Annotated in this window: 18 protein-coding genes; 8 read left to right on the top strand and 10 right to left on the bottom strand. The window is 55.3% G+C overall.

Annotated features, from left to right (window positions below; translation table 11 throughout):
* The first annotated feature begins 167 nt into the window (after nt 1-167).
* The 5 genes from dnaE (at nt 168) to VFO10_RS17415 (ending at nt 8,530) form a co-directional block, all read left to right on the top strand.
* Nucleotides 168-3,770: a DNA polymerase III subunit alpha gene (gene dnaE / locus VFO10_RS17435; protein WP_325142475.1), complete on the top strand. Its 3,603-nt coding sequence runs from the start codon at nt 168-170 to the stop codon at nt 3,768-3,770.
* A 33-nt stretch (nt 3,771-3,803) separates the two neighbouring features.
* Nucleotides 3,804-4,733: a biosynthetic peptidoglycan transglycosylase gene (locus VFO10_RS17430; RefSeq protein WP_325142473.1), complete on the top strand. Its 930-nt coding sequence runs from the start codon at nt 3,804-3,806 to the stop codon at nt 4,731-4,733.
* Complete coding sequence (locus tag VFO10_RS17425; RefSeq protein ID WP_325142471.1) at nt 4,726-6,165, top strand: NFACT RNA binding domain-containing protein; 1,440 nt, start codon at nt 4,726-4,728, stop codon at nt 6,163-6,165. The genes VFO10_RS17430 and VFO10_RS17425 overlap by 8 nt, the downstream gene beginning before the upstream one ends.
* Before the next feature lie 326 nt (nt 6,166-6,491).
* Nucleotides 6,492-7,565 (top strand): aspartate-semialdehyde dehydrogenase, encoded by a 1,074-nt coding sequence (asd, locus tag VFO10_RS17420; protein WP_325142469.1) that lies wholly within the window; start codon nt 6,492-6,494, stop codon nt 7,563-7,565.
* A gap of 302 nt (nt 7,566-7,867) precedes the next feature.
* Entirely contained in the window at nt 7,868-8,530 is a 663-nt protein-coding gene (locus VFO10_RS17415; protein ID WP_325142467.1) for an outer membrane protein, read from the top strand.
* Nucleotides 8,531-8,605: 75 nt separating this feature from the next.
* On the opposite strand, the gene VFO10_RS17410 is transcribed toward VFO10_RS17415, so the two are convergent.
* The 8 genes from VFO10_RS17410 to mnmG all read right to left on the bottom strand — a co-directional run bounded on the left by VFO10_RS17410 (nt 8,606) and on the right by mnmG (nt 18,854).
* Complete coding sequence (locus tag VFO10_RS17410) at nt 8,606-9,877, bottom strand: acetyl-CoA C-acetyltransferase (protein ID WP_325142465.1); 1,272 nt, start codon at nt 9,875-9,877, stop codon at nt 8,606-8,608.
* Nucleotides 9,874-10,449 carry a TetR/AcrR family transcriptional regulator gene (locus tag VFO10_RS17405; RefSeq protein WP_325142463.1) on the bottom strand — a complete coding sequence of 192 codons (576 nt, stop codon included), beginning with the start codon at nt 10,447-10,449 and terminating at the stop codon, nt 9,874-9,876. The genes VFO10_RS17410 and VFO10_RS17405 overlap by 4 nt, the downstream gene beginning before the upstream one ends.
* Before the next feature lie 88 nt (nt 10,450-10,537).
* Nucleotides 10,538-11,455, bottom strand: coding sequence for a pirin family protein (locus VFO10_RS17400; protein ID WP_325142461.1), 918 nt, complete (start codon nt 11,453-11,455; stop codon nt 10,538-10,540).
* A 12-nt stretch (nt 11,456-11,467) separates the two neighbouring features.
* Entirely contained in the window at nt 11,468-11,899 is a 432-nt protein-coding gene (locus VFO10_RS17395) for an OsmC family protein (RefSeq protein WP_325142459.1), read from the bottom strand.
* A gap of 159 nt (nt 11,900-12,058) precedes the next feature.
* Nucleotides 12,059-14,845 (bottom strand): TonB-dependent receptor plug domain-containing protein, encoded by a 2,787-nt coding sequence (locus VFO10_RS17390; protein ID WP_325142457.1) that lies wholly within the window; start codon nt 14,843-14,845, stop codon nt 12,059-12,061.
* 199 nt (nt 14,846-15,044) lie between these two features.
* Nucleotides 15,045-15,518 (bottom strand): methylated-DNA--[protein]-cysteine S-methyltransferase, encoded by a 474-nt coding sequence (locus tag VFO10_RS17385; protein WP_325142455.1) that lies wholly within the window; start codon nt 15,516-15,518, stop codon nt 15,045-15,047.
* Between the two features lie 46 nt (nt 15,519-15,564).
* Nucleotides 15,565-16,947, bottom strand: a complete 1,383-nt coding sequence (locus tag VFO10_RS17380) for an Ada metal-binding domain-containing protein (RefSeq protein WP_325142454.1) — start codon at nt 16,945-16,947, stop codon at nt 15,565-15,567.
* 56 nt (nt 16,948-17,003) lie between these two features.
* Nucleotides 17,004-18,854: a tRNA uridine-5-carboxymethylaminomethyl(34) synthesis enzyme MnmG gene (mnmG, locus tag VFO10_RS17375; protein ID WP_325142452.1), complete on the bottom strand. Its 1,851-nt coding sequence runs from the start codon at nt 18,852-18,854 to the stop codon at nt 17,004-17,006.
* Between the two features lie 287 nt (nt 18,855-19,141).
* Here mnmG and VFO10_RS17370 point away from each other — a divergent pair, with 287 nt between their 5' ends.
* On the top strand, nt 19,142-20,257 hold the full coding sequence (locus VFO10_RS17370) for a Glu/Leu/Phe/Val dehydrogenase dimerization domain-containing protein (RefSeq protein WP_325142450.1): 1,116 nt from the start codon (nt 19,142-19,144) through the stop codon (nt 20,255-20,257).
* A gap of 52 nt (nt 20,258-20,309) precedes the next feature.
* Here VFO10_RS17370 and VFO10_RS17365 read toward each other — a convergent pair whose 3' ends face one another.
* Together VFO10_RS17365 and lpoB are read right to left on the bottom strand one after the other, a co-directional pair.
* Entirely contained in the window at nt 20,310-21,587 is a 1,278-nt protein-coding gene (locus tag VFO10_RS17365; RefSeq protein ID WP_325142448.1) for a hypothetical protein, read from the bottom strand.
* Nucleotides 21,584-22,216: a penicillin-binding protein activator LpoB gene (gene lpoB / locus VFO10_RS17360; protein ID WP_325142446.1), complete on the bottom strand. Its 633-nt coding sequence runs from the start codon at nt 22,214-22,216 to the stop codon at nt 21,584-21,586. Before lpoB ends, VFO10_RS17365 begins: the two co-directional genes overlap by 4 nt.
* Nucleotides 22,217-22,353: 137 nt before the next feature.
* Between lpoB and VFO10_RS17355 the strand changes: the two genes are divergently transcribed.
* Both VFO10_RS17355 and VFO10_RS17350 read left to right on the top strand, forming a co-directional pair.
* On the top strand, nt 22,354-22,845 hold the full coding sequence (locus VFO10_RS17355; protein WP_325142445.1) for a hypothetical protein: 492 nt from the start codon (nt 22,354-22,356) through the stop codon (nt 22,843-22,845).
* Nucleotides 22,781-23,467: a YggS family pyridoxal phosphate-dependent enzyme gene (locus tag VFO10_RS17350; protein ID WP_325142443.1), complete on the top strand. Its 687-nt coding sequence runs from the start codon at nt 22,781-22,783 to the stop codon at nt 23,465-23,467. Before VFO10_RS17355 ends, VFO10_RS17350 begins: the two co-directional genes overlap by 65 nt.
* Nucleotides 23,468-23,533: the final 66 nt, after the last annotated feature.

Below are 23,533 nucleotides of genomic sequence, written 5' to 3'. Positions count from 1 at the left end.
GGCACTGAACGAAGTAATTCTTGGAAGCTTATTCCAAATCTGGATATGACCAAAGAGTAGCCCCGCGATGAGGTCACAAGGACCTGGTCTGGCCGTTCCTGCGCCTTGCTGTATGGACCCATACAGGTATAATCGGGAGTCGTTCCCACCATTCCGAGGAAAGCCCATTGGACGCCAGCTCGACGAATAACTACGTACAACTCCATGTCCACAGTGAATACTCGCTGCTCGATGGTGCCATCGGGATCGGCGACCTTGTGAAAAAAGCGAAAAAGCTTGGGCACACCGCCGTTGCCCTCACCGATCATGGCAATATGTTCGGGGCCATTGAGTTCTATGGCAAATGCAAGGACAACGGCATCAAACCCATTCTGGGGACCGAGCTTTATTGGGAAGGCGTAGCCGCCACCCGCGAACTCAGCAAGAACGGTTTCAACCGCGTGCGGAACATGGATGCCTTCCACCTTGTGGTGCTGGCTCGTTCCAAAGTCGGCTATCACAGCCTTTGCCGCGTGGTGAGTTCCGCCTATCTGAATGCCTCGGAATCGGATGCGATTCCCACTGTCAAGGAAGAGCATCTGAAAAGCATGAGCCAGGACCTTGTCGCGATGTCGAGCTGTCTCCGCGGAGAGTTCGGCTGCCTCATGGAAATGCTCACACAGCACAGTCGTGATCCCATAGCGGAACTGAAGGCACCGAGTGACGAGCTGGCTCCGATCGTGACGGCGCTCAACGATCATGTGGCGCTCATGCGTTCCATCTTCGGTGAGGACGGTTATTTCATTGAACTGATCGATAACAATATCCCGCAGCAGAAGCGGATGCTGCCTCTTTTGGTTGCGGCTGCGAAGCATTATGGGCTTGATATCGTCGCGACCTCGGATGCGCATTATCTGAATCCCGAGGATTCCGAAGCGCATGCCGTGCTCACAGGCATCAAAAATGAATTGACCATGCGGCACCTCCGCAATCGAATTCAGACTGCGGAATTCCATGTCTTCGATAATGACGAGATGGAAGCCCGCTACGGCGCCTGGCCGGAGGCTTTGGCCAATCAGAAAAAAATCGCGGATCTTTGCCAACTCGAACTCAAGTTCGGCGAATATTTCCTGCCGCGCTTTGAACTGCCCAGCGGTGAATCCGAAGCCGACGCTCTCCGGCGCCTGGCCAAGGAAGGCCTGGAAGAGCGGATCAAAACCATCCGCGTTCTTTATGGCAAGTCCCTGACACCGGAACGCGAGCAGGAATACTGGAAACGCCTTGAATATGAAACCGAAGTCATCATCTCGATGGGCTTTCCCGGTTACTTCCTCATAGTCCAGGACTTCATCAACTGGGCCAAGGACAATGATATTCCCGTCGGACCAGGCCGGGGTTCGGGTGCCGGTTCGGTGGCCGCCTGGGCCCTTCGTATCACCGACCTTGACCCTTTGCGTTTCAACCTCATCTTCGAACGCTTCCTGAACCCTGAGCGTGTGTCGATGCCCGACTTTGACGTCGACTTCTGCCAGGACCGCCGGGACGAGGTGATCAAATACGTTACGAAAAAATACGGCGCCGATAACGTGGCCCAGATTACAACCTTCGGTAAAATGAAGGCGAAAGCCGCGCTGCGCGACGTCGGCCGCGTCCTGGAAATCGGTTACGGCAAGGTCGACAGGATTGCCAAGCTCATTCCCAATGAATTGGATATTAAGCTCAAGGACGCTCTGGCCCGCGAGCCGCGCATCCTGGAGGAAGGCAGGAAGGACGAGAACATTCAAAAGATGCTCGACCTCGCCCTGAAGATCGAAGGCCTGAGCCGCCACACCTCGGTTCACGCTGCAGGTGTCGTGATCGCCGACGGCGGCATGTCGAACCTCGTTCCCGTGTACAAGGCTCCTGATGGATCCTTGATCACGCAGTATGAAATGAAAAACGCCGAGAAAGTCGGCCTTGTGAAATTCGACTTCCTCGGTTTGAAGACTCTGACAGTGATCCAGCGCGCGGTGAAACTGATCCGCGCGAGCAAGGATTCGAAATTCAATATCGACACCATCGACCTTGAGCGCAAAGAGGTGTACGACGTCATCTCCTCGGCTCACTCGGTCGGTATCTTCCAGCTTGAAAGTTCGGGCATGCAGGCCCTTCTCAGAAAGCTGAAACCGAGCCGCTTCGAAGACGTGATCGCTGTCGTGGCGCTCTTCCGTCCAGGTCCTCTGGGATCGGGCATGGTGGATGACTTCATCGAACGTAAGCATGGACGTCAGGAAATCGAATATCCGCATGCGTCGCTCGAAGGCATCCTCTCCGATACTTACGGGATCATTCTGTACCAGGAGCAGGTGCAGAAAATCGCCGCGACCATGGCGAACTACTCGCTCGGTGAAGCGGATCTCTTGCGCCGCGCCATGGGTAAGAAAAAGCCCGAGGAAATGGCCAAGCAGAAATCCCGCTTCCTGTCAGGAAGCAAGGAAAACAACATCGACGAAAAACTCGCCGATGAAATCTTCGAGCTGATGGCGAAGTTCGCCGCTTACGGCTTTAACAAGTCTCACTCCGCCGCTTACGGCCTTGTGAGTTATCAGACGGCTTATCTGAAAACCTTCTTCCCCGAACAGTTCATGGCCGCGATCATGACCTGCGATTTGGACAACACCGATAAGCTCGTCCGCTATATCGAGGAATGCCGGCGTCTGAAATTCCAGATCTTCCCGCCCGACATCAACCGCAGCTATCTTGAATTCGATGTGCCGAAAGTCAAGGCCATCGGCTTTGGTTTGGCTGCGATAAAAGGGATTGGTGGCTCGTCGATCGAAGCCATCATCAAGGAACGGGACCGCGGCGGCAAATTCCATTCGTTGACGGACCTTGCGAAACGCGTGGACCTACGGCAGGTCGGCAAGAAAACCCTCGAACTTTTGATTCAAGGCGGTGCCCTGGATGGCTTCGGCAAATCGCGCGCCACCCTCATGGGTCTTCTGGCCGAAATGGTCCGCTACTCCGAGGCTCATCATTCCGCCAGGAATCAGGGTCAAAGACTGCTCTTTGATGAGTTCGATGATGATCCGAAGCAGGCGCAGCTTGCCGACTGGGAAGAGGCTGCGGCCGATGCGGAGACGTCGCTGTCGCCGATCGAATGGCTGCACAAGGAGAAAAAACTCCTCGGCGTCTTCCTGAGTGGCCACCCTGCGGAATGCTTTGCCATGGACGCGAAACGTTTTGGTCAGCTGCGCGTCGGCGATATTCCGAAGAACATCGGGAAAAAAGATGTGCATGTCGTAGCGCTCCTCAATGGAACATCAGAACGCCTGACCAAAACCGGCAAGAAGATGCATTATTTCCAGATCGAGGACGAAACCGGCAGCTGGGAGGCCGTGTCCTTTGAAAACGATCTGCCGGCCGATGTGCCAAGGCCCGAGCCCGGTTCGATGGTCCTGGTGAAACTCAGCATTCAGCAGGGTTTCGATGGCGTAAGTATAAATGTCCGCGTCAGTGGCCTGGAGCCTCTGCAGCAGACCCGCCGGACCGCGGTGAAAAAAGCGGTCATTCAGCTGTCGAGCCAGTTGGAAATGGATCCCAGGGCTCTGAAGCGGCAGCAGCGCCTTTTGCAGCGTCTGCAGGATATGATCCAGGAAAATCCTGGCACCACCCCGCTCGCTCTGGAATTGGCTTTTGAGAAGGCGCAGGTTAGAATCAAGCCTGAACGTTTGGGCATTGATTTGAATGACAGCGTCTGTCAATCGCTGTTCAGTCTGAAGCGTGAGGGTGTGAGTCTGCAGTATGCCTGAACTTCAGCGCCTTACCCTCAAGGAGCCCGGTGGATGGATTTACAATCCTTCAAGCGATTTCCGCGAAACCTCTTCGCTGCGCTCGGGGTATTGTTCGTCCTTGGGCTCGTGACGCTCGCGCTCCTGACGCCGCCGGTGTGGGAGTTGAAAAAAGGCCCTGTCTTCGTCGTCCGCTGGCCCAAATCCGGCCCCCAGACTTTTAAGGTGGGGCCGGGCCAGGAATCCTGGGTTCCCATCAATTACGTCTCGCGCCATGTGATCAATGCGATCGTCGTGGCGGAAGACGCCCGCTTTTACGAACACTCCGGCCTTGATTTCAAGGAAATCCGCAGCAGCATCGCGTTCAATATGGAAAAAAAGCGTTATGCCCGCGGCGCATCCACCATCACCCAGCAGGTGGTGAAGATGGTCTTCCTCGGTCCTGAAAAATCCATGGTTCGAAAACTGCGCGAGGCTCTGGGGGCCCTGGTCCTTGATTCCATCCTCGGCAAGGATGAGATCCTGGAATGGTATATCAACCTTGTGGAATTCGGCGACGGGGTCTTCGGTATCAAGTCCGCGGCCGCTCATTTCTTTGAAACGACGCCGGAACTTTTAACCATCCAGGACGGAGCGCATCTTGCCCTCGTCCTGCCGAGCCCCAATCGATTCTCACGCGGACTTCGACAAAAGCAGCTCACAACTTTCGGTCATCGGCGCTATGCGCAGATCATCGAGGAAATGTACAAACTCAATTTCATCACCAGTGCCCTGCGCGAGTCTGCGCTGGCCACGGGCGACTTTGGCAAACCGATCGAAGGCTATAACCCGAACGAGGACATGAAGGAGGAATTCATAGATCCTTATGTCGCTCTTCCTGGTGATGAGCCCCAGCCCTTTGGCAAGGACAAGGAAAAAGAACCCCCTCGCAAAAAGAAGCGCTCGCAGGTTCGCCAGGACAATATTGGAAAACGTCATGACTGAATCGCATCCCTATAAGCTTCGAATTCTGAAAACCTGGGTCGCGAAAGACCCAAGCCTCGTCTTTCAGTGCCAGCCTTTCGGCGCTCCCGGCGAAGGCGGTTTTCCCAAGAAAACCCATCTCTTCATCGACCTCCGGCAGCAGTCCTTCGGCCCGCGCTTGCAGGCGGAAAAACCTGCGGATGCCGATGCCAATCACGCTTTCATTCAGATCCTTCGCAAGCATATTCCGACCTTCACTATCCGCACCATTTTCCATCATCCACCCTCGGGCGATTACTGGCTCCCCCTTCTCAGCGGCCCGGAAACGGATCGGCCCTGGCTGCTGCGGCTCGCATGCAGCAAGCCTCCCCTGGCCTCGCTTGTCGCTCCGGATGATACGATATATGTAAGCTTCGGTCAGAAGGGAACCTTCACCAAAAAACATGAAGGCGAAGCCCGCCCATCCTTCGCCGGAATGTCGGATGCCTTGCCGAAGCTCATGCGCGATCTGCGCGGCGATGCCGTGGATAAAGCCGATGATGAAGGCCCCGCTGAAGCAGGAGCGCCCGACACGGCGATATCGCAGCTGCAGAAGGATCTGGCGTCCCGCCTCAAGCGGAAGCTGAAAACCAGCAAAAAAACCCTGGAAAAGGCCAAAGCCGATATACCGACGGCCGCCGATGTTCTGCAAAAGGAGCAGGAGGCCACCTTTTTGCAGAGTTACGCCTGGATGGTGAAACCGGACGCCTTTGAACTTCGCCTGGAACCGGCGATGACAGGTCTTTCTGAGGACTTTGTGATCCCTCTTGATCCCGAAGCCTCAGTGGGTCAGAACATGGAAAAAAAATTCGCGGCTTTGCACAAAGCGAAGCGCGGTCGCGAGCTGGGTCAAAAGCATTATGAAATCGCCCGCGCGTATGTCGAAGGCCTGGAAAAGGATCTTCACGATCTGCAGAACGAACAGAAAAGCGATGCCTTCCTTCAGCAGCTGGTCCGCAAATATAAGCTCCCCGAACTTCAAAACGTCAGCTCGGCTCCTGGTGCGGGCGAGTCGCTTGGAAAGCCCTATAAAACCTATACCGCCAGCACAGGCCATACGATCCTCGTGGGAAAATCCGCGATGGATAATGACGAGTTAACCAAGTCTGCGCGATCGAATGATTTCTGGTTTCACGCCGTGGGTGTCACGGGCTCGCATGTGATCGTCCCGGTCACGGCCGATATCCGGCAGGCCTTGCCAACCCAGCTCCTGCGCGAAGCCGCGATCCTTGCCCTTCATTTCAGCCGCATGCGCGACGATCATGCGGGCGAATGCTATGTCACGCGCAAGCAATTTCTTAAAAAACAGCGGGGCATGCCCGCCGGTCTTTGGCGGATTGATCAGTCGGAAAGCCTATTTTTCAGGTACTCGGAGGACGAGGTGCAGAACCTTCTCCAAACCGTTCGGGTTTAAGGCCTCGGCACCCCAAAGCCCTTGTATCCCAGGCGGCATGCTTACCTCGATGTGCCTTCGGTCGGAAGAGTCCTGAAAAATTCGAGAATTCCCCGCGAAGGGGCCCGGGATAAAGGGTGGTCCACCTTCCGCCCCGCATGGGGCATGCCTCCATCTCCACCATCCGGAGGCCAGGTCAATCCAAACCAGCTTTTCCCTGCTGGATTCCGGGGCGGGACTCTGCTATGGCATCTCAATGCTAAAAAGCCTGTCAAAGCCTTGAAAGGGCCTCTTGATTCAGGGAACTACCGACGCCTGAGAAGGCCTCTTGATTTGGGGAGCGTAAGATGAGCATAAGAAAAAAAGTCGCCGTCGTCGGCGCCACGGGTATCGCCGGTCAACAATTTCTCACAGCTTTGGCCAATCATCCCTGGTTTGAAGTTGTTCGTTTCGCGGGTTCGCCCCGTTCCGCAGGCAAACGCTATGAAGATGCGCTGCGGGCCCCGAACGGCCAGATCGGTTGGTGGCAACCGGAACCCATTCCGGAAAAATTCCGCAACATGATGATCGAGTCGGCTCCCGAGCTGAACCTCGATGGCATCGACATCGTTTTCACGGCGATTGATTCAGACGCCGCGAAAGAGCTTGAGCCGCTGTATGCGAAAAAAGTCCCCGTGATCTCGACCGCCAGCGCCTTCCGCATGGAAGATGACGTTCCCCTTTTGATTCCCGGTGTGAACACCTCGCATTCCTCCATGATCCGCGCGCAGCAGAAAAAACGCGGCTGGAAAGGTTTCATCGTACCCATTCCCAACTGTACGACCTACGGCATGGCCTGTACGCTCGCGCCCCTGCAAAAAGCTTTCGGCCTGAAAACCGTGATCATGACCTCGATGCAGGCGACCTCCGGCGCCGGTCGTAACGGGGGCGTCCTGGCCCTTGATATGCTCGATAACCTTGTTCCTTACATTCCCAAGGAAGAGGAAAAAGTGCAGATCGAAACGCAGAAAATCCTCGGCGCTCTGAAGGACGATCGCTTCGTTCCCGCTCCTTTCGCCGTGAGCTGCACCTGTACCCGCGTTCCGGTCACCGATGGTCACACCGAAACGGTGTTCATTGCCACCGAACGTCCTGCGACCGTCGAAGCCGCGATCGCCGCGTTCAAGGAATACAAACCCGACTTCGGCGATCTGCCGTCGGCTCCGAAGAACTTTTTCACCGTGCACGACGATCCCTTCCATCCCCAGCCGCGCATCGACCGCGATCAGGATGGTGGCATGTCGACCCACATCGGCCGCATCCGTGAAGAAAAAGCCCTCGGCGGATTGAAGTACGTGCTCCTCTCGCACAACACCAAAGCCGGTGCCGCGAAAGGCGCTCTTTTGGTTGCCGAAAACCTCTGTGTAACCGGTTACATCTGATATCCCGGGGCCTTGCCCGCCAAGGCCCCGTCATCATTACCCTATCGTGCCATTCCCCGCAAACTGTCAGCTCCAGAACACAACCTCCAGGACACAGATTCGACTTGAAAAGACACGGCCCTTCGGCCAAACATGCCAAAATGAATATATTTTTGGTCCAATTCGGCCAGCATTTCTATATATTGATGCCAAATTTCTGGAATCCCGCGATGGACCGGCTCTTGCTCAGCATAGATCCGTGACGCGATGAAAGATCCGTCATCAACCAACGCAACGAAGAATGATTCCAGAAAGGATCTTCCATGAAACTCGCAAATCTCTCTCTGTCCGTTCTTGCTCTCGCTTTTGCTGCCTCGGGTTATAGTGCCGACCTTACAGTTCAAGGTGAAGTGATCAGCTCACAAGGCAAGCTGGAGTCCGGCAAAACCAAATCCACAGATCCCATCACCGGTGAAACGGTGACCGAAGACAGCGAAGGCAATGCCAAGGCCGTCACAGCCCCAGGCGTGGGTGTGAGCCTTCAGTACAAACTGAATGATGCCCTGCGTCTCGGCGGTGGAGTGGGTTACGTGAACTATGACGACAAGGATGAGGGTGAGTACAGTGACCTTTCCGTGGCCGCCAACGCCACCTTCGATTTCTATAAGCAGGAAGGTTTCGCTCTCTACGGTCTTGGCGGTCTTTCGTACCACATGGTTGACCCCAAAGACGTGAAAGAAGATGGCTTCGAATTGAAAATGAAGAGCGCCGATCTTCTGAACTATGACCTGGGTGTCGGCGGACGCTTTGATGTGGCTGAGAACGTGAACCTGAGCCTGGGTTACCGCTTCAGCGATACTCTTGCTAAAGGAACCATTGATTCGACCGCATCGGCTATCGGCACAGGTCTTTCCCAAAAGGCTGAGTTCAAGGACGTGACCCTTCAGAAAAATGAATTCATCGCGTCGGTCGGCTACTCCTTCTAAGTCTGTCTCACATGATGCCTTGCCTACGACTGTGATGCCTCAAGCCGGGGAAGAAATTCCCCGGCTCTCTTTATTTCAAGCTTCCAAAATAGCTGCCACTCCCATGCCACCCGCCGTGCAGATGGAAATCAAACCGCGTCCCTTGCCTTTTTGATGAAGGAGTTTCGCGAGCGTGGCCACAATGCGGCCGCCTGTTGCGGCAAACGGGTGACCAACCGCAAGGCTGCTGCCGTTGACATTCATCTTTGCTGGATCAATGCTGCCGAGTGGTGCGGCGCGACCCAGGACATCGCGGCAGTAGGTGGCATCCTCCCAGGCTTTCAGAGTGCAAAGAACCTGACCGGCAAAGGCTTCGTGGATTTCATAAAAGTCGAAGTCCTGGAGCTTCAGTTGATTGCGTTCCAAAAGACGACTGACGGCCAGCGTCGGTGCCATCAGAAGACCTTCCCCACCGACGAAATCAATCGCTGCGGCTTCAGCATCCACAAAACGGGCGAGGGCTTTCCAGCCGTAACGCGTCAGCGCTTCTTCTGAAGCCAAAAGAACGGAAGAGGCTCCGTCTGTAAGAGCCGTGCTGTTACCGGCTGTCAGGCTTCCGTTCACTTTATCAAAGGCGGGTTTAAGCTTCGCCAGTTTTTCGATTGTGGTATCCGCCCGTAAAATGCCGTCGGCTTTCACACCCGCGACCGGTACGATGAGATCATCAAAGAATCCTGCGGCTTTGGCTTTTGCAGCTTTCTGATGGCTTTCATAGGCGAGGCGATCCTGGGCCTCACGGGTGATGCCCCAGGTCTTCACCATGAGTTCCGTGTGCTGACCCATGGATAATCCGGTTTGAGGTTCGACCACAGCGGGAATTCGGGGTTTGAAGCTATCAGCTCTTAGGCTTGTCACCGTTTTGAGTTTATCGACCAAGGTCTTCGCCTGCGGCAGTCCCAGGAAGAATTTCTGAAGACTCTGCTGCAGCTCCAAAGGCAGATCACTGTTGGTATCCACGCCGCCAGCGATCCCGGTTTCCATCTGTCCCAAGGCGATTTTGTTGGCAATCTGAACCATGGCTTCCAATCCGGTGCCGCAGGCGCGCTGGATGTTATAGGCCGGCGTATGGGGATGAAAGCCGGCGCGAAGAACGGCTTCACGGGCCAGATTCCAATCCCCCGCACTGTTCATGACCGCTCCGAGCGCCACATCACCCAGGATGATTTTATCCAGTTTGTAGCGCTTTCTTAATTCCTGCAGACTCGCGATCATCAGTTCGATGCGTTCCACGTTATTGAATGCGCCCATGGATTTGACAAAAGGCGTGCGGACGCCACCAACAATGTAACTCATGCGAAGATTTTTCATGGAACTTTCCTTTCCAGAAGATGACGGATTTGATCTTTCACGGCCAGAATGCGATCCGTGTCCTGATGCAAACGCGCAAGGTGTTGAATGCCAAATCCCAGGGACTGAATCATTTGCGCCGTCTGAGCCGGATCCAGATCGGAGCGGAAATGTCCGGCGTCCATGCCCCGCTGAATCAGGTCCAGCAGCCACTTTTCCTGAAACGCAGCCATGTCTCCAAGGGCCTTGCGCATGGATAAAGGCAGCGTCTCATACTCAGCGGAAAGAGCCGTGATGGGGCAGATCTTGTTTTGATCCCGGGCGAATTTATTGAAGATGCGAAAAAGTCCTTCGATCTGATCCAGGATCGCATCATTCCTGTGACGCTCGGCCCATTGTTCAAAATCACGGCGGTAGTGCGCGATCATCTCCAGACCAAGTTCCTCTTTGGAAGCGAAATGAGCATAGAGACTTGGTTTTTTGATTCCGATGCGATCGGCGATATCCTGAAAGCTGAAGCCGTTGAAGCCGAGTTTTTGCAGTAAACTCCTTCCCTCTTCGATGGCTTCGCGGCGTTTATTGGATGCAGACATAACGGGTTCCCCTTCCCTGATAGACAACCTATCGGTAGGAAGGTAGCCTACCTTGAGGTAGGCTGAAAATTTCCAAAATTTCAATGGATTAGGATTCAGGAAGGGGAATGAATTCGTCAGAATCCCCAGGAATCAGGGGGAAACGGCCTTCCTGCCAGTCTTTTTTGGCCTGATCAATCCGGGCCTGGGAGCTGGATATGAAATTCCACCAGATCACCCGGGGACCATCAAGCGCCGCGCCGCCGAGCAGCACAAAGCGGGCTTCACTCTCCACATGAAGCCTGATGGGGCAGTCTTTTTTAAAGATGATCATCTGCGGGTGATCAAAAACTTTTCCGCCGTGACGGATCGTTCCGGAGAGGAGGTAAAGAGCGCGCTCGGCATACTCGTGGGGAAGCTCCAGCGAGGCTCCGACCTCGGCCTGAACATCGCAATAAAACATGGGCGAGAAAATTTTCACAGGCGATTTCTGTCCATAGGCCTCGCCAATCAGAACACGGACCGTAAAGCCAGGACCTGTGACGCGCGGCAGCTCGTCCTTGTCATGATGATGAAAGGCGGGTTCGGTCTCTTCATGCTCCTTGGGCAAAGCCACCCAAAGTTGAATGCCATGCGAACGTCCGCCGGTCTTAAGGCGCTCGGGATGAGTCCGCTCCGAATGCACAATGCCGCGTCCGGCCGTCATCCAGTTGATATCACCCGGTCGCACCATTTCCAGCGAGCCAAGGCTATCGCGATGGACGAATTCGCCTTCAAAAAGATAGGTGACCGTGGCCAGCGCAATATGTGGATGCGGCCTGACATTCATGCCTTCGCCCGGCGGGACATCGCGCGGTGGCATATGATCAAAGAAGATAAAAGGACCGACGGTCTTGCGTCCGATGGCCGGCAGAATCCGGGACACGGAAAAACCTCCGAGGTCCCGCAAACGCGGCTGAATCAGCATCTCGATTCCGTCCTCGGCCATGACATCACATTCCGGTTCGCGCGTGGGCATCCAACTCATGGTGAACTCCTTTCACACAAGGCGCGTGTGGATCAAAATCTCGGATTTCAGGGTTCGATGCACGGGACACTTGTTGGCAATATCCAGCAGGCGTTCATGCTGCTCTGCGGTAAGAGGCCCGACCAGGTGAATCTCGCGTTCAATCTGATCCTTTTCCGGAACCTTTCCGCCTTCGGCCACGGGTTCGCCAACCTTGACCTTGGAATGCCGCAGCTCGACGCGCACCGATTCCAAGGGCCAGTTTTTCCGCCGGGCATACATCGAAACGGTCATGGACGTGCAGCTGCCGAGACTCGCCAGCAGAAGATCATAGGGCGCAGGTCCCAGATCGGTACCACCCTGGGACACGGGCTCATCGGTGGTGAGTCGATGCCGACCCATCTGAACATCCTGCACAAAGCCTGATGAGGCACCGCTAACGGTCACTCTGGTTTCAACGGACATGAAGACCTCCTGAGCAAGAGCAAAAACGGCATGGACTATTCCAGTCCCTACTCTGGCAAAAGGCCCCCGAGGCCGCAAGTCCGGCGAAGCAGCGCCCAAGAAAAAAACCCATGGTTCGAAAACCATGGGCCCCATGAATTGTAACTGAAGGATTTTAACTTAGAAGCTTTGAGTCAAACGAGCGAAGTAACTGCGGCCGACATACGAGTAGAGCGACTGCGAAGCCACATCTTCCGTACGGGACGCGTTACCGTCGTAAACACCGCCGATGGTGTTAAGGACGTTGTTCACACCCAGCTGCAGACCCGTGTTGCCGATGGTCGTGGCAAAGGCTGCATCAAACTCAGTGTAAGGGCTGACTTTGGCGTCACGGCTATACTGCGAGGCCAGCTCAGGATCGGTGGTCATACGTGCGATCGTACGGCCGAAGAGTGTAAGCGAGCTGTCACCGAAGCCAGCGCCGATCTGGTTGTTCCATCTCCAGCGTGGGTAGCCGATATAACCAACCTTCTGACGGAGCGGGGTCTCTTCGTTATCCGCTTCTTTGAAGGACAGCATGCGCGCATACTCAGTTCCCACGTTGAAGTTGAAACGACCGAGAGACTGCCGATAGTTGGCTTCCGACATCAATGCGCGAACTTCGGTGCGGCCCATGTTCCGGGTTGGCACACCAAGACTGGTGATGACGCCGTCTGCGTTCACGCGCACGTCGTTGGCACCGAAGACTGTGCCGCCTTGAGTGTTCGCGCCGTTGCCGTTTTCTGCATACCATGTTTCCACGATGCTCTGGAAATCGTCATTGCCAAACGTCTTCTTGAGATTGATGGCATGATAATCGGACACCAAGGTCAGGCCTTCGATGGGCTCAAGGATCAGACCGGCCGAATAGTTGGTGCCTTGCTCGGGATCCAGGTCCTTGTTGCCAACAGCATCGACATAGACCTGGTGAACAGGAGTGGAACACGGACGACCGTTGTCCTTCTCCACCTGGCACCATTTTTCGTCGATCAGGTTGAAGTAACCGCCGCCGCCTTCCTGATGAATGTAATCAAGGTTCGGCGCTTTGAAGCTGGTCGCGTAACGGCCGCGCAGAGCCACGCCTGGAACAACTTTCACCTTGGTGCCAAGGCCGTAGTTCACAGCGTCGCCGAAGTCGCTGAAGTTGTCAAAGCGCAGAGCGCCTTCGACATCAATGGACTTGGTCACTGGGGCTGCGAATTCGGTGGCAACAGCGCGCGATGTCCGCTCGCCTTCACCGCGGTTCGAATAGGTACCGGCATAGAGCGCGAGGTTCGCGCTATTCACGCCGATATCTCGTGGATCAGGAGTCTGTTTGAAGGTTTCCTGAGAAACCTGGACACCGATACTGAAAGCCAGGGGGCCGCCAGGCAGTTCGAAAAGCTGACGGTCGATGAAGGCGTCCCAGGTGGTATTGTCGCTGAATTCCTCAGCTTTCAAATCAGCGAAGATGGTGCCGAATTCAGCCGAATTACGGTTCGGATCGATCGGAATGAACTTCGGATCGGCGCCTTTGACCAGACCAAGGCCGGATTCATTGAAATAAAGATTATGAAGGGCTTCCGAGTTGCGGTACTTCTTGCCGGTTCGTTCCACCTGGCTCGATGTGTAGGAAAGCCCGGTTTGCAGACGCCATCCACCCAGCACCTGGCCTTCGACCTTGGCTGCGGCTACCGAGTTTTTATAGTGGTTCACCTGAAGGCGATCCTGCGATTCCGCGACCGGCGCATAAAGCTGAACAAAGTCAGGCGACCCTTCCAGCGCGAGGCCGAGGGAGCGAGCCTTGTCCGCAGTCAGGATCACAGGCGCGTTCGTCACAGGGTCGGTCGAGGTGTAGTTGGCGCGACCGGAATTCGAGGTGTTTTTACTGTCGCTGTAAGTCAGAATACCGTTCATGCTCCAATCGGAGCTGAGGGCGCTATTCAATATGACCGAACCAAAGAATTCCTCTTTCTTCGGTGTCAGCTCTGCCGGCAGACTGGAGCGCAGTCCGGTGCAGTAAAAATCGTTGGGAGTACTGGGACTGATGGTCTGACGATATTCGAGAGGACAGTTGTCGCTCGCACGCATCGCGCCACGAGTCACCTTATCACCCACCACAGTCAAAGGACGATAGGAATAGGTTCCGATCGGTGCGGCGGCGTTGGTGTAAAGGAACGCCGGATCATTGGCAAAGGAAAGATCCCGCTTGCGTTTGTCGATCGGATCGCGCTGACGTCCACCGAGCGAAAGGATGAGGTTGGTGTCATCACCAATCGAAATGCCGGTCGAAGCGCTTGCGGAACGTTCGGTTCCACCCGCATCCTGAGGCACGTTCGCAAAGAGCGAAACTTCCGAACCGCGGAATTCTTTTTTCGTGATGATGTTGACCACACCACCGACGGCATCCGCACCGTAAACGGCAGAGGCACCCCCGGCGAGGACTTCGATGCGTTCGATCACGCCGGTTGGGATGTTATCGACGTTCACCGAACCTAGGCCGGGAAGAGTAGGAATACGACGACCGTTCAAAAGAACGAGAGTCCGCGCCGCACCGATACCCAGAAGGTCGATGGTCGCTGCACCCGAGGATACGTAACGGCTGCCGCCCGCAAAGTTACCTGTGGGGCTGGTCGCGGCGGATTTCCGGAAGAAATCACCAACGCTGGCGGCACCGGATTTTTCAATCTGTTCTTTTTCCACAACGACAACCGGAGCTGCCGTTTCCACATCGACCCGCTTCAGGCGCGAACCGACGACTTCCACACGCTCTTCTTTCTTTTCTTTCTTCCTGGAATCGCTTTCTTTCACAGCACTGGCATCAGGAGTTTTTTCAACAGCTGTTCCAGGACTTTGTGCCATCGCGTTGTTTTGGCAAAGCAGGATCGCCAAGGGCAGGGAAATGCGTAGCATCCATCCCGAAATCGGATTCGAAAGTTCGTGCCTCATAGAGGTATCCTTCTATTAGAAAAGCTTAAGACCACCAAGCGATAGCAAAGCCCCGCCCCTCGCGCAACTGATGAGGTGGCTAAAACTGGTCGAGCGGCCAAATTTTATTTCAAGGTGATCACGTACCAGGTGAATAGTGGTCTTTTACTTTCTGAGTCGGATAAACCGTCTTTAAAATTCGCTCAATCAGGACGAGGACTTAAAGTGATTCAAGGTCCAAAAGCCGTCGTTTGCGGTCGAGTCCCCCGGAATAGCCGCCCAGACTGGCGTTCGAGGCAATCACGCGGTGGCACGGAATGATGAGGCACAGGGGATTCCTGCCGTTGGCCGAACCAACCGCACGAAAGGCCTTTGGCCTTTTGACCCGATTTGCGAGCTCACTGTAGGATATCGTTTGCCCATAAGGGATGCGGCGCAGCTCATTCCAAACTTCCTGCTGAAAGCGGGTGCCCTTTATCGCCAGGGGTACATCGAAGTCCTTTCGTTCGCCGTTCAAATAAGCCTGAATTTGTTCGGCTGCCATCAGGAGGTGGCTGCCGGCATCCCCTGGGCTCTGGTCCTTCAAATAAGGCACATTCTGTTCATCCCAATAGACTCCGGTCAATCCCTCGTCCGACGCCACAAGATAAAGAGGGCCTAAACTGCTGCTGATAGCCAGCTGTAAACTGTTCATCGTAAACCTCCTGACTGCGCATAATCCCGCCAGATCAACAAACTGTTCATCGTAAACCTTCTGTCCGCGCATAATCCCGCCAGATCAATTGTGTGAGATAGGACCGCTGGGAAAGCCACTGATCTTCATCCGGAGTCCCGAGACGCTGCACGATAAGATCCTTGCGCGGAAAGGCATCGGCATCTCCCAGGCAGCGCATGGCTATCAACTCCACGGTCCAGGGCCCAACGCCCGGAATGCCCGCCAGCCTCTTCCGCATGGCAGATAGATCAGCTGTTCGCGATAACTGCAGCGTTCCTCCCGACAGTAATCGCGATAACTCCCGGATGGCCTCGGCCTTCTGCCGGGTCAGACCCAGGTTCTCCATTCCTGCATTCCTGAGTACCTCAGGTGCTGGGAAAGCAAAAATCTCATCATCTGCCAGTCGATGTCCGTGGGCCACGACCAGCCTCTGCATCAGCTGCCGGGCCTGCGCTGCGGATACGAGCTGACTCAGGATGATCGAGACCGCGGTTTCAAAAGGATCAAAGGAACCAGGAATACGAATGCCCAGCGGCACCCGTGCTACATTTCGCGGCAGATCCTCGGGATTGTGATCGGCATCAAAAAGATGCCGCAGTCGCGCCATCAAAGGACGCAGCGCTGTGAGTTGAATATGATGAAACTCAACCTCCAGAGCCTCCTTGGCAAAGGTCACGGACAGCTGCCCGGGCTTTTGCTTCCCTGCTGGCACATAGCGAGCATAGGACGTCTCATCCACTCGCTCCACGCCATAGGTTTGATGACGCCGCAGAAAGCCGAGGATCGTGACCCAATCATAAGGAGGACGCACGGACAAACGCAGCCGCAGTCCCGCATTGGAATCCTCGGCAATACCCTTGCGAAACGCTGACGGCGGCCGTTGATAAAGCTCCTGAAACGCCTCGTTGAATCGTCTTATGGATTGAAAACCAGCCGCAAACGCAATCTCTGTCAGCGGCAGCTGCGTTTCCACGATCAGCTGCCTTGCAAGATGCAGGCGTCGATGCCCCATGATAGCAACGGGTGATGCCCCCAGATGCTCCAGAAAAAGACGCCGCAGATGCCGTTCACTCATGCCGAGGCTTTCCGCAAGGTCGGCAACAGAAAGCGCCTCGCCCGCCCGCTCATCCATGAGGCGCAGAGCCCGCGCTACTGAGACGCCTGTTCCTTCCCAGCGTTGACTGCCGGGCGCAAGGTCCGGACGACAGCGGAGGCAGGGCCGAAATCCGGCCTTTTCCGCTTCCGTGGAGCTTTTGAAGATGCGTATGTTTTCGGGTTTGGGACGCGCCGGGCAGATGGGACGGCAGTAGATCCTGGTCGTGATCACGCCCCAGTAGAAGCGTCCGTCGTAGCGTGGGTCCCGGCGTTCGATGATTTTTCGAAAATTATGTTCGTCTCTCGTTCTCATGAGCGCATCCTACGACAGCCGTGGACGGAGCACTGGCGGTTTTCGGACCTGATCACTTACATCGTGATATGAACGTGCAGAATCTGAATGGCCGCCGGTGTCAAACCGGAAATCCGCGACGCCTGACCCAGGTTATGCGGACGGTGTTTTTTCAGTTTCTCCACGACTTCACGGCTCAGTCCCGAGACACTTTCAAAGGCGAACTCGGCGGGAATCTTCACGCGCTCCAGCTGCTCCGAGCTGCGAATCGCGCGGCGTTCCCGATCGATATAGCCTTCGTATTTAATTTCGATTTCCAGGCGGCGCAGAACCGCACGATCATAGTTCTGCAGCATGGGCACATGCGGCAGAAGATCGAAGATGGAAACCTTGGGTTTGCGCAGGATCGCATCCAGACGCGTTCCAATATTGTCCTTGGCATCCAGCATCTCGGCCGGCAACTGATAAGGCCCGATGGTCGTGCTCTTGACCAGCTCGGACAGTTCCTCCAAAGATTTCTGACGCGTGACGAAGCCCGAATAATCATCGTCCTGCACAAGGCCAATGGTCCGGCCGATATTGGTCAGGCGCAGGTCGGCATTGTCTTCCCGCAGGAAAAGGCGATGCTCCGCGCGCGAGGTGAACATGCGGTACGGTTCCTGCGTTCCCTTGGTGACAAGGTCATCCACCAGAACCCCGATATAGGCTTCGGAACGGCTTAAAATAAGGCCTTCCCGATCCCCTGCCTTCAGCGCGGCGTTGATGCCGGCCATCAGACCCTGGGCGGCGGCTTCTTCATATCCGGTCGTGCCATTGATCTGGCCTGCCAGGAAAAGTCCGCTGAGTTTCTTCGTTTCAAGCGTCGCTTTCAATTCCGTCGGGTCTACGAAATCATACTCGATCGCGTAACCGGGGCGGATGATCTCCGCATTTTCAAGACCCCGCACCGTCCGCACGAATTCCAGCTGGGCCCGGAGCGGCAGCGAGGTGGACAGACCGTTCGGATACACTTCGCAGGTATCATAACCCTGCGGCTCCAGGAAAATCTGATGCTCCTGGCGGTCGGCAAACTTCACAACCTTGTCTTCGATCGAAGGGCAGTAGCGCGGACCGATGCCCACGATTTCACCACTGTAAAGCGGCGACTCGCTCAGATACTTGCGGATCACATCATGGGTCCGCGGGTTCGTGTAGGTGATATGCATCGGGATCAAAGGCTGGGTGATCGCCTTGGTCGAGAAACTGAAGGGGATGATGTCTTCATCCGAATGCTGCGCCTCGCACACCGACCAGTCGATCGTCTTGCCATCAAGACGGGGTGTGGTCCCGGTTTTCAGGCGGCCCACGCGGAAGCCGAAATGACGAATGGCTTCGGCCAGACCCACGGAAGGCGCGTCACCTGCGCGTCCCGCAGAAATTTTTTGATTCCCGATATGGATCAGGCCGTTCAAAAAAGTGCCCGTCGTGATCACAACGGTTCGGCTATGAAACTTACCAAAAAGACGCGTCTCAACGCCAACCACGGAAGGCGCTTGACTGTCGTTGTCAATTAAAAGTCCCTCAACACTGTCCTGACGAATGTGCAGATGAGGCGTATTCTCCAGAGTGTGCTTCATGTAGCGGCGGTAGAGGTCCATGTCCGCCTGCGCGCGTGACGACCAAATGGCTGGACCTTTCTTGCGGTTCAGAATCCGGTACTGGATCCCGGTCGCATCGATGGCCTTGCCCATCTGTCCGCCGAGCGCGTCGATTTCCTTGACCAGATGACCCTTGGCGGTCCCGCCAATCGCGGGGTTGCAGGACATGGCGGCAATGCGATCCACAACCTGAGTCACCAAAAGAGTCTTACGGCCCATGCGTGCCGCCGCCAAAGCGGCTTCACAACCGGCGTGGCCTCCGCCTATCACAATGACATCAAACTGCGTCATGTTTTACCTTTCTTGTCCTGCCTGGGTCAGGGATTTTTCACTTGTCAAACGGCCCTGTCCACGGAAATCTGGTACTAACTTAATAAGTCAAACAAGACAAGAACAGATGCGTTAAAACCCACTCCAAACGCGGTGAGCGAAGCTTACATCATGAGCTTTACGCCTTATTTTCAAGGGCTTTGGCTTGCTTGCTATTTTCAAACCATTCCAGTATTTCTTGGTGCTCATGTACCCGCGTAGGCTGATTTGAGCTGCAAATCATACCCAGGACAAAAAGGAAGGATAGGATGGCTATTTTTGAAGATCTAACCACCATGGGTCACGAACAGGTTGTCTTCTGCCATGACAAAACTACAGGGCTGAAGGCGATTATCGCCATTCACGATACCACCCTGGGGCCCGCTCTTGGTGGTTGCCGTATGTGGGATTACAAGTCCGAAGAGGAAGCGCTGCGCGATGTGCTGCGTCTGTCCCGGGGTATGACCTATAAAAATGCTGTGTCGGGTTTGAATCTCGGCGGCGGCAAGTCGGTGATCATCGGCGATCCGAAAAAATTGAAAAGCGAAGCGCTGTTCCGGACCTTCGGACGCTTTGTGGATAGTCTCGGCGGTCGTTACATCACAGCGGAAGATGTGAACATCCGCGTGAGCGACATCGAGCAGGTGGCCCTTGAAACCGCTTACGTCACGGGCGTGAGTTCGCGCGCGGGCGGATCGGGTGATCCATCCCCTGTCACAGCCTGGGGCGTTTATCAGGGCATCAAAGCCTCGGTGAAATATAAGCTGAACAAAGACAGCCTCAAAGGCGTGACCGTTGCGATTCAAGGCGTGGGCGCAGTCGGCTCGCACCTGATCGAATACCTTGTGAATGACGGCGCGAAGATTTACGCGGCTGACATTGATCCGGAAAAAGTCAAAGCCAACGTCAAGCTCTACGGGGCGGAAGCGGCTCAGCTGCATGAGATTCATAAGCTGAACGTCGACGTCTTCGCACCCTGCGCGCTCGGCGGTTTCCTGAATGATCAAACCATTCCTGAAATCAAAGCGCCCATCATTGCCGGTGCCGCGAACAACCAGCTGCTGGATGAACGCGTTCACGGTGCGATGCTGAAGGAACGCGGCATTCTCTATGCGCCTGACTATGTGATCAACGCCGGCGGCGTGATCAACGTCTATCAGGAACTCTGCGGCTATGATGCTGAAATCGCCAAGAAGAAGGCCAGCGGCATCTACGATACGCTGCTGGCGATCTATAAGCAGGCGGATGAGCAGCAGATCACCACCAACGCGGCCTCGAATGTGATTGCGGAGCAGCGCATCCAATCGGTGAAAGCGATGCGGGATCTTCGCAATACGATGGATAATCAGAACTGGGTTCATGCGGTCCGCGGTCGCGGTCGCTAAGGCCTTCTGAAAAAAAGAGGGGCTTCGTTCTCACGAGGCCCCTCTTTTTGCCTTAATAATCCCGAATAATCTGAACCTCACCAGCCTTGATCGAAACCTTCCGCACCCGCGATGTCTTCCCATCATTGAAAATGGTCAGATCGTAATTCCCAGGTTTCACCTGAAGGCGTGTGACTTTGATGGCCGCAGGCAGAAGAGTCCAGCTGCGTGTATCCGCAGTTTCTGTCACGGCTCCGTAGATATTCCCCGCCAGCCAGCCGATCGCCCCGAATTCCTTTTGCGCCTTCTGCGTCATCTGACTCTTCAGCACAAGGCGCGCGAGGGACTTGGCTATGATCCGGCCACGCCTGTCTTCCAGCGTTTCCCGGGCGATCATATCAAAGTTCTGCGCAAGGTCCGCAGGCTCGGAACCATCGGAATTGATCTGCACACCCGTCCGGCCGTAACTGCTTTTCACGCGCCGAATCACGGGAAACGAAAAGCGCACGATTTCCGAACCGATGGGATAGACAAACTCCGATTTTTCCTTGCTCGCGATCTCGCCGAGCTCATGCAGGACCACGATCTCGCCCAGGGATTCCTTGGTATCGAGCTTTTGACCCTGCAGCTGGTAGTTCCTCTTCAGCTCCTTGGCCTCATCCCCGCGACCGCGCTTCACCAAAAGGCGATAGAGGGCCACCACCAGATGATCCGGGGCGCGGGTCGCAAAGATTTTGCTGTAATCACCTTCATAAATCTTCAGCGCCGCGCGGTAATCCACGATCGCGGAATCATCCTCGCCCAGAGCTTCGTAGATGATGCCGGCCAGATAGCGGGCGTAGGCATCCTCTTTATAGCGGTTCTTATTCTCTTCGTAAAAACCGTTGATCTCATTCAAGCGGGTATTGATCCGGGCCGCTTCCACGCGCGCTGACTTCAGGTCCCCATCCTCGATGAAGGAATGGGCCAGCATCGTGTGGATGGCGACCTTTTCATAGTCCTCGCCCGGATAATCCTGGGCGGCATCATTGAAGACAAAGGTGGCCGCAGCCTTGCTGACACTCGTCGTGTAAAGCTCATCGACGATGCGATCGGCTTTCAAAAGAAGCTTACGGGCATCATCCCTTTGACCCTGGCGATCCAGGATCATCGCTTTTTCCAGCAGGTACAAAAGCCGATTGCGCGTCTGCTCCTTCAGCGGGGATGCTTCCAGCTTTTGCAAAGCCTCCCCGTACTGCCCCGAGCGAAACGAGGTCTGCACCATTTTAATGTCATCCGTATAGGACGCGCATGCGGCTAGAAGAAAAAAGAGTCCGCAGGCGAGTCCGGGATGCCGCAGAAATTTTATCAAAGCCCTGCACCTGACCTTTTAAAGCGTTTTTTGATCAGTTCCTTGCCACTCCAAACGACTTCCGTGGTCTCAAGGTCGGTGAAATTCAGAGCCGTCTGATAGGTCACGGTTTTCAGGCCGCCTTTATCCTGGCTATGCACCGAATTGGAGATCGCGCCGCTCAGCATGAAGTCAGCGCCGATCTGTTTGCCAAGGGTCTTGCGGGTTTTGGCTTCGGTGGTGCCGGAGTTTTGATATTTGATCTCTTCCAGGATCTGCTTGCGCTTTTCAGCATTCAGAAAGCGCACTTTGCCGGAATTGATCAGCTCATCCTGCATAAATTCTGTCAAAGCCTTGGTATCAATGTGTTCATCGGTCCGATTGGCAATCTCATCGACGATCACAATGGGTTTCTGACCGTTGTGCTTGGCCACGTATTCGGTCAGCCAGGGCTTGCTCAGAATCTGAGAAATCAATGAAGTCGCAGTCTTACGGGCGTCCGTCTCGCTCCATTTATCATCGACGATTTCCGCCTCGGCGGGATCGTTATAGGTGCCTTCAAAACTGGGAGAACAGGCTGCCAGCCCCAAACCCAGGGCCAGAATCTGCAGACCTTTGCTCCACTGTTTCTTGAGAATCTCTCTTTGCATCGGCTTCACCTCTCCTCAGCGTCCGCTGATCATTTTTTACCTGGCGGAACATGATAAATTCTATAGGGGACCGTCTTCAACGTTCTCCGTATCAAACAGCATACGCAAGGCTCCGCAGCCCTGCAAGGGAGGCTTTCATGAGCGCGATGGGACCATGCCTGCTGCTTCTGGCTGGAATTGGCCAGCCACTCCCTGTGTCCAGCAGCACTGCCCGTGTCATTTATCTGAATGGCGTTGACATCTCGTCCGCAAAAAATCAGACCCTTGAGCAGGTCAATATCCGCATTGACGCTCGGGGCAATGTTTATATCGAGGCCCCTCAGTACGAGGTTCAGCAGGAATCAACCTTCGTCCCGCTCAGCCGTCAAACCCCTTCCATTCCGAATGTTCCTCAGCATCGCTCGCCCGGCCCCCTGCCGAACGAGGTCGAGATGCCTGCGTCCAAGCAAGAGCTTGCACCTCCAGCCGAAACAGGCGATATCATGAATCAGCCCGAAGCCGCTCCGCCCACGCCTGCCGCCGCCTCGGGCCTCATGGAAAAAGAGGGCACGAGGAAACAGCCGGATGGAATCCCAAGCAAAGAAGGAACTGGAGCATCGCTATCACCAGGTGTGCAGCCAAATCCGTGAGCACGCGGGCTCCCGCGGCGCCCCCACGCTTTTGGTGGTCAGCAAGGGCCACGGCCCCGACCCACTCCGCACACTTTTTTCCTGGGGCCAGACTTCGTTCGGCGAGAATTACGCCCAGGAACTCGCCCTAAAAAGCGAGGCCCTGAAAGACCTTCCGATCCGTTGGGTTTTCATCGGCCACCTTCAATCCAATAAAATCCGCAAGATCGTCAGCGTGTCCAGCGAAATCCAGACCGTGGGTTCGCTGAAACACGCCGAGCAGATTTCACGGGCTGCACGGGATTTCGGGAAGGCACCCTATCCGATCTGGATCGAGGTGAACGCCGACCAGGAAGAGGGCAAGCATGGTTGTCCGATGAGCGAGGTCCTGAGTCTTGCTGCCACCTTGAAAGCCAACCCTGATCTGCACATCCGCGGGCTGATGGCCATCCCGCCCAGCCACTATCAGGATGACGATACCCCCGAGGTTCCGCCTCTCTATCAGGAACTCCGCATGCTCGCCGATCAGGTCGGGGACGGGCAACTCTCTCTTGGCATGTCAGGCGATCTGGGACTTTCCATTCGTGCCGGTTCGAATCTGGTTCGTATCGGAACCGCTATTCTTGGCCCACGTCAAGTCTGAGCATCGCTCTTCTCTTCTGCCTCTGTTATTCTGAAATGCTCATACAGGCTGAGCGCACGACTAACA

The organism is Oligoflexus sp., assembly GCF_035712445.1.
Lineage (GTDB): Bacteria > Bdellovibrionota_B > Oligoflexia > Oligoflexales > Oligoflexaceae > Oligoflexus.
The sequence above is the reverse complement of the archived record's forward strand: the minus strand, read 5'-3'. Positions and strand labels throughout refer to the sequence as shown.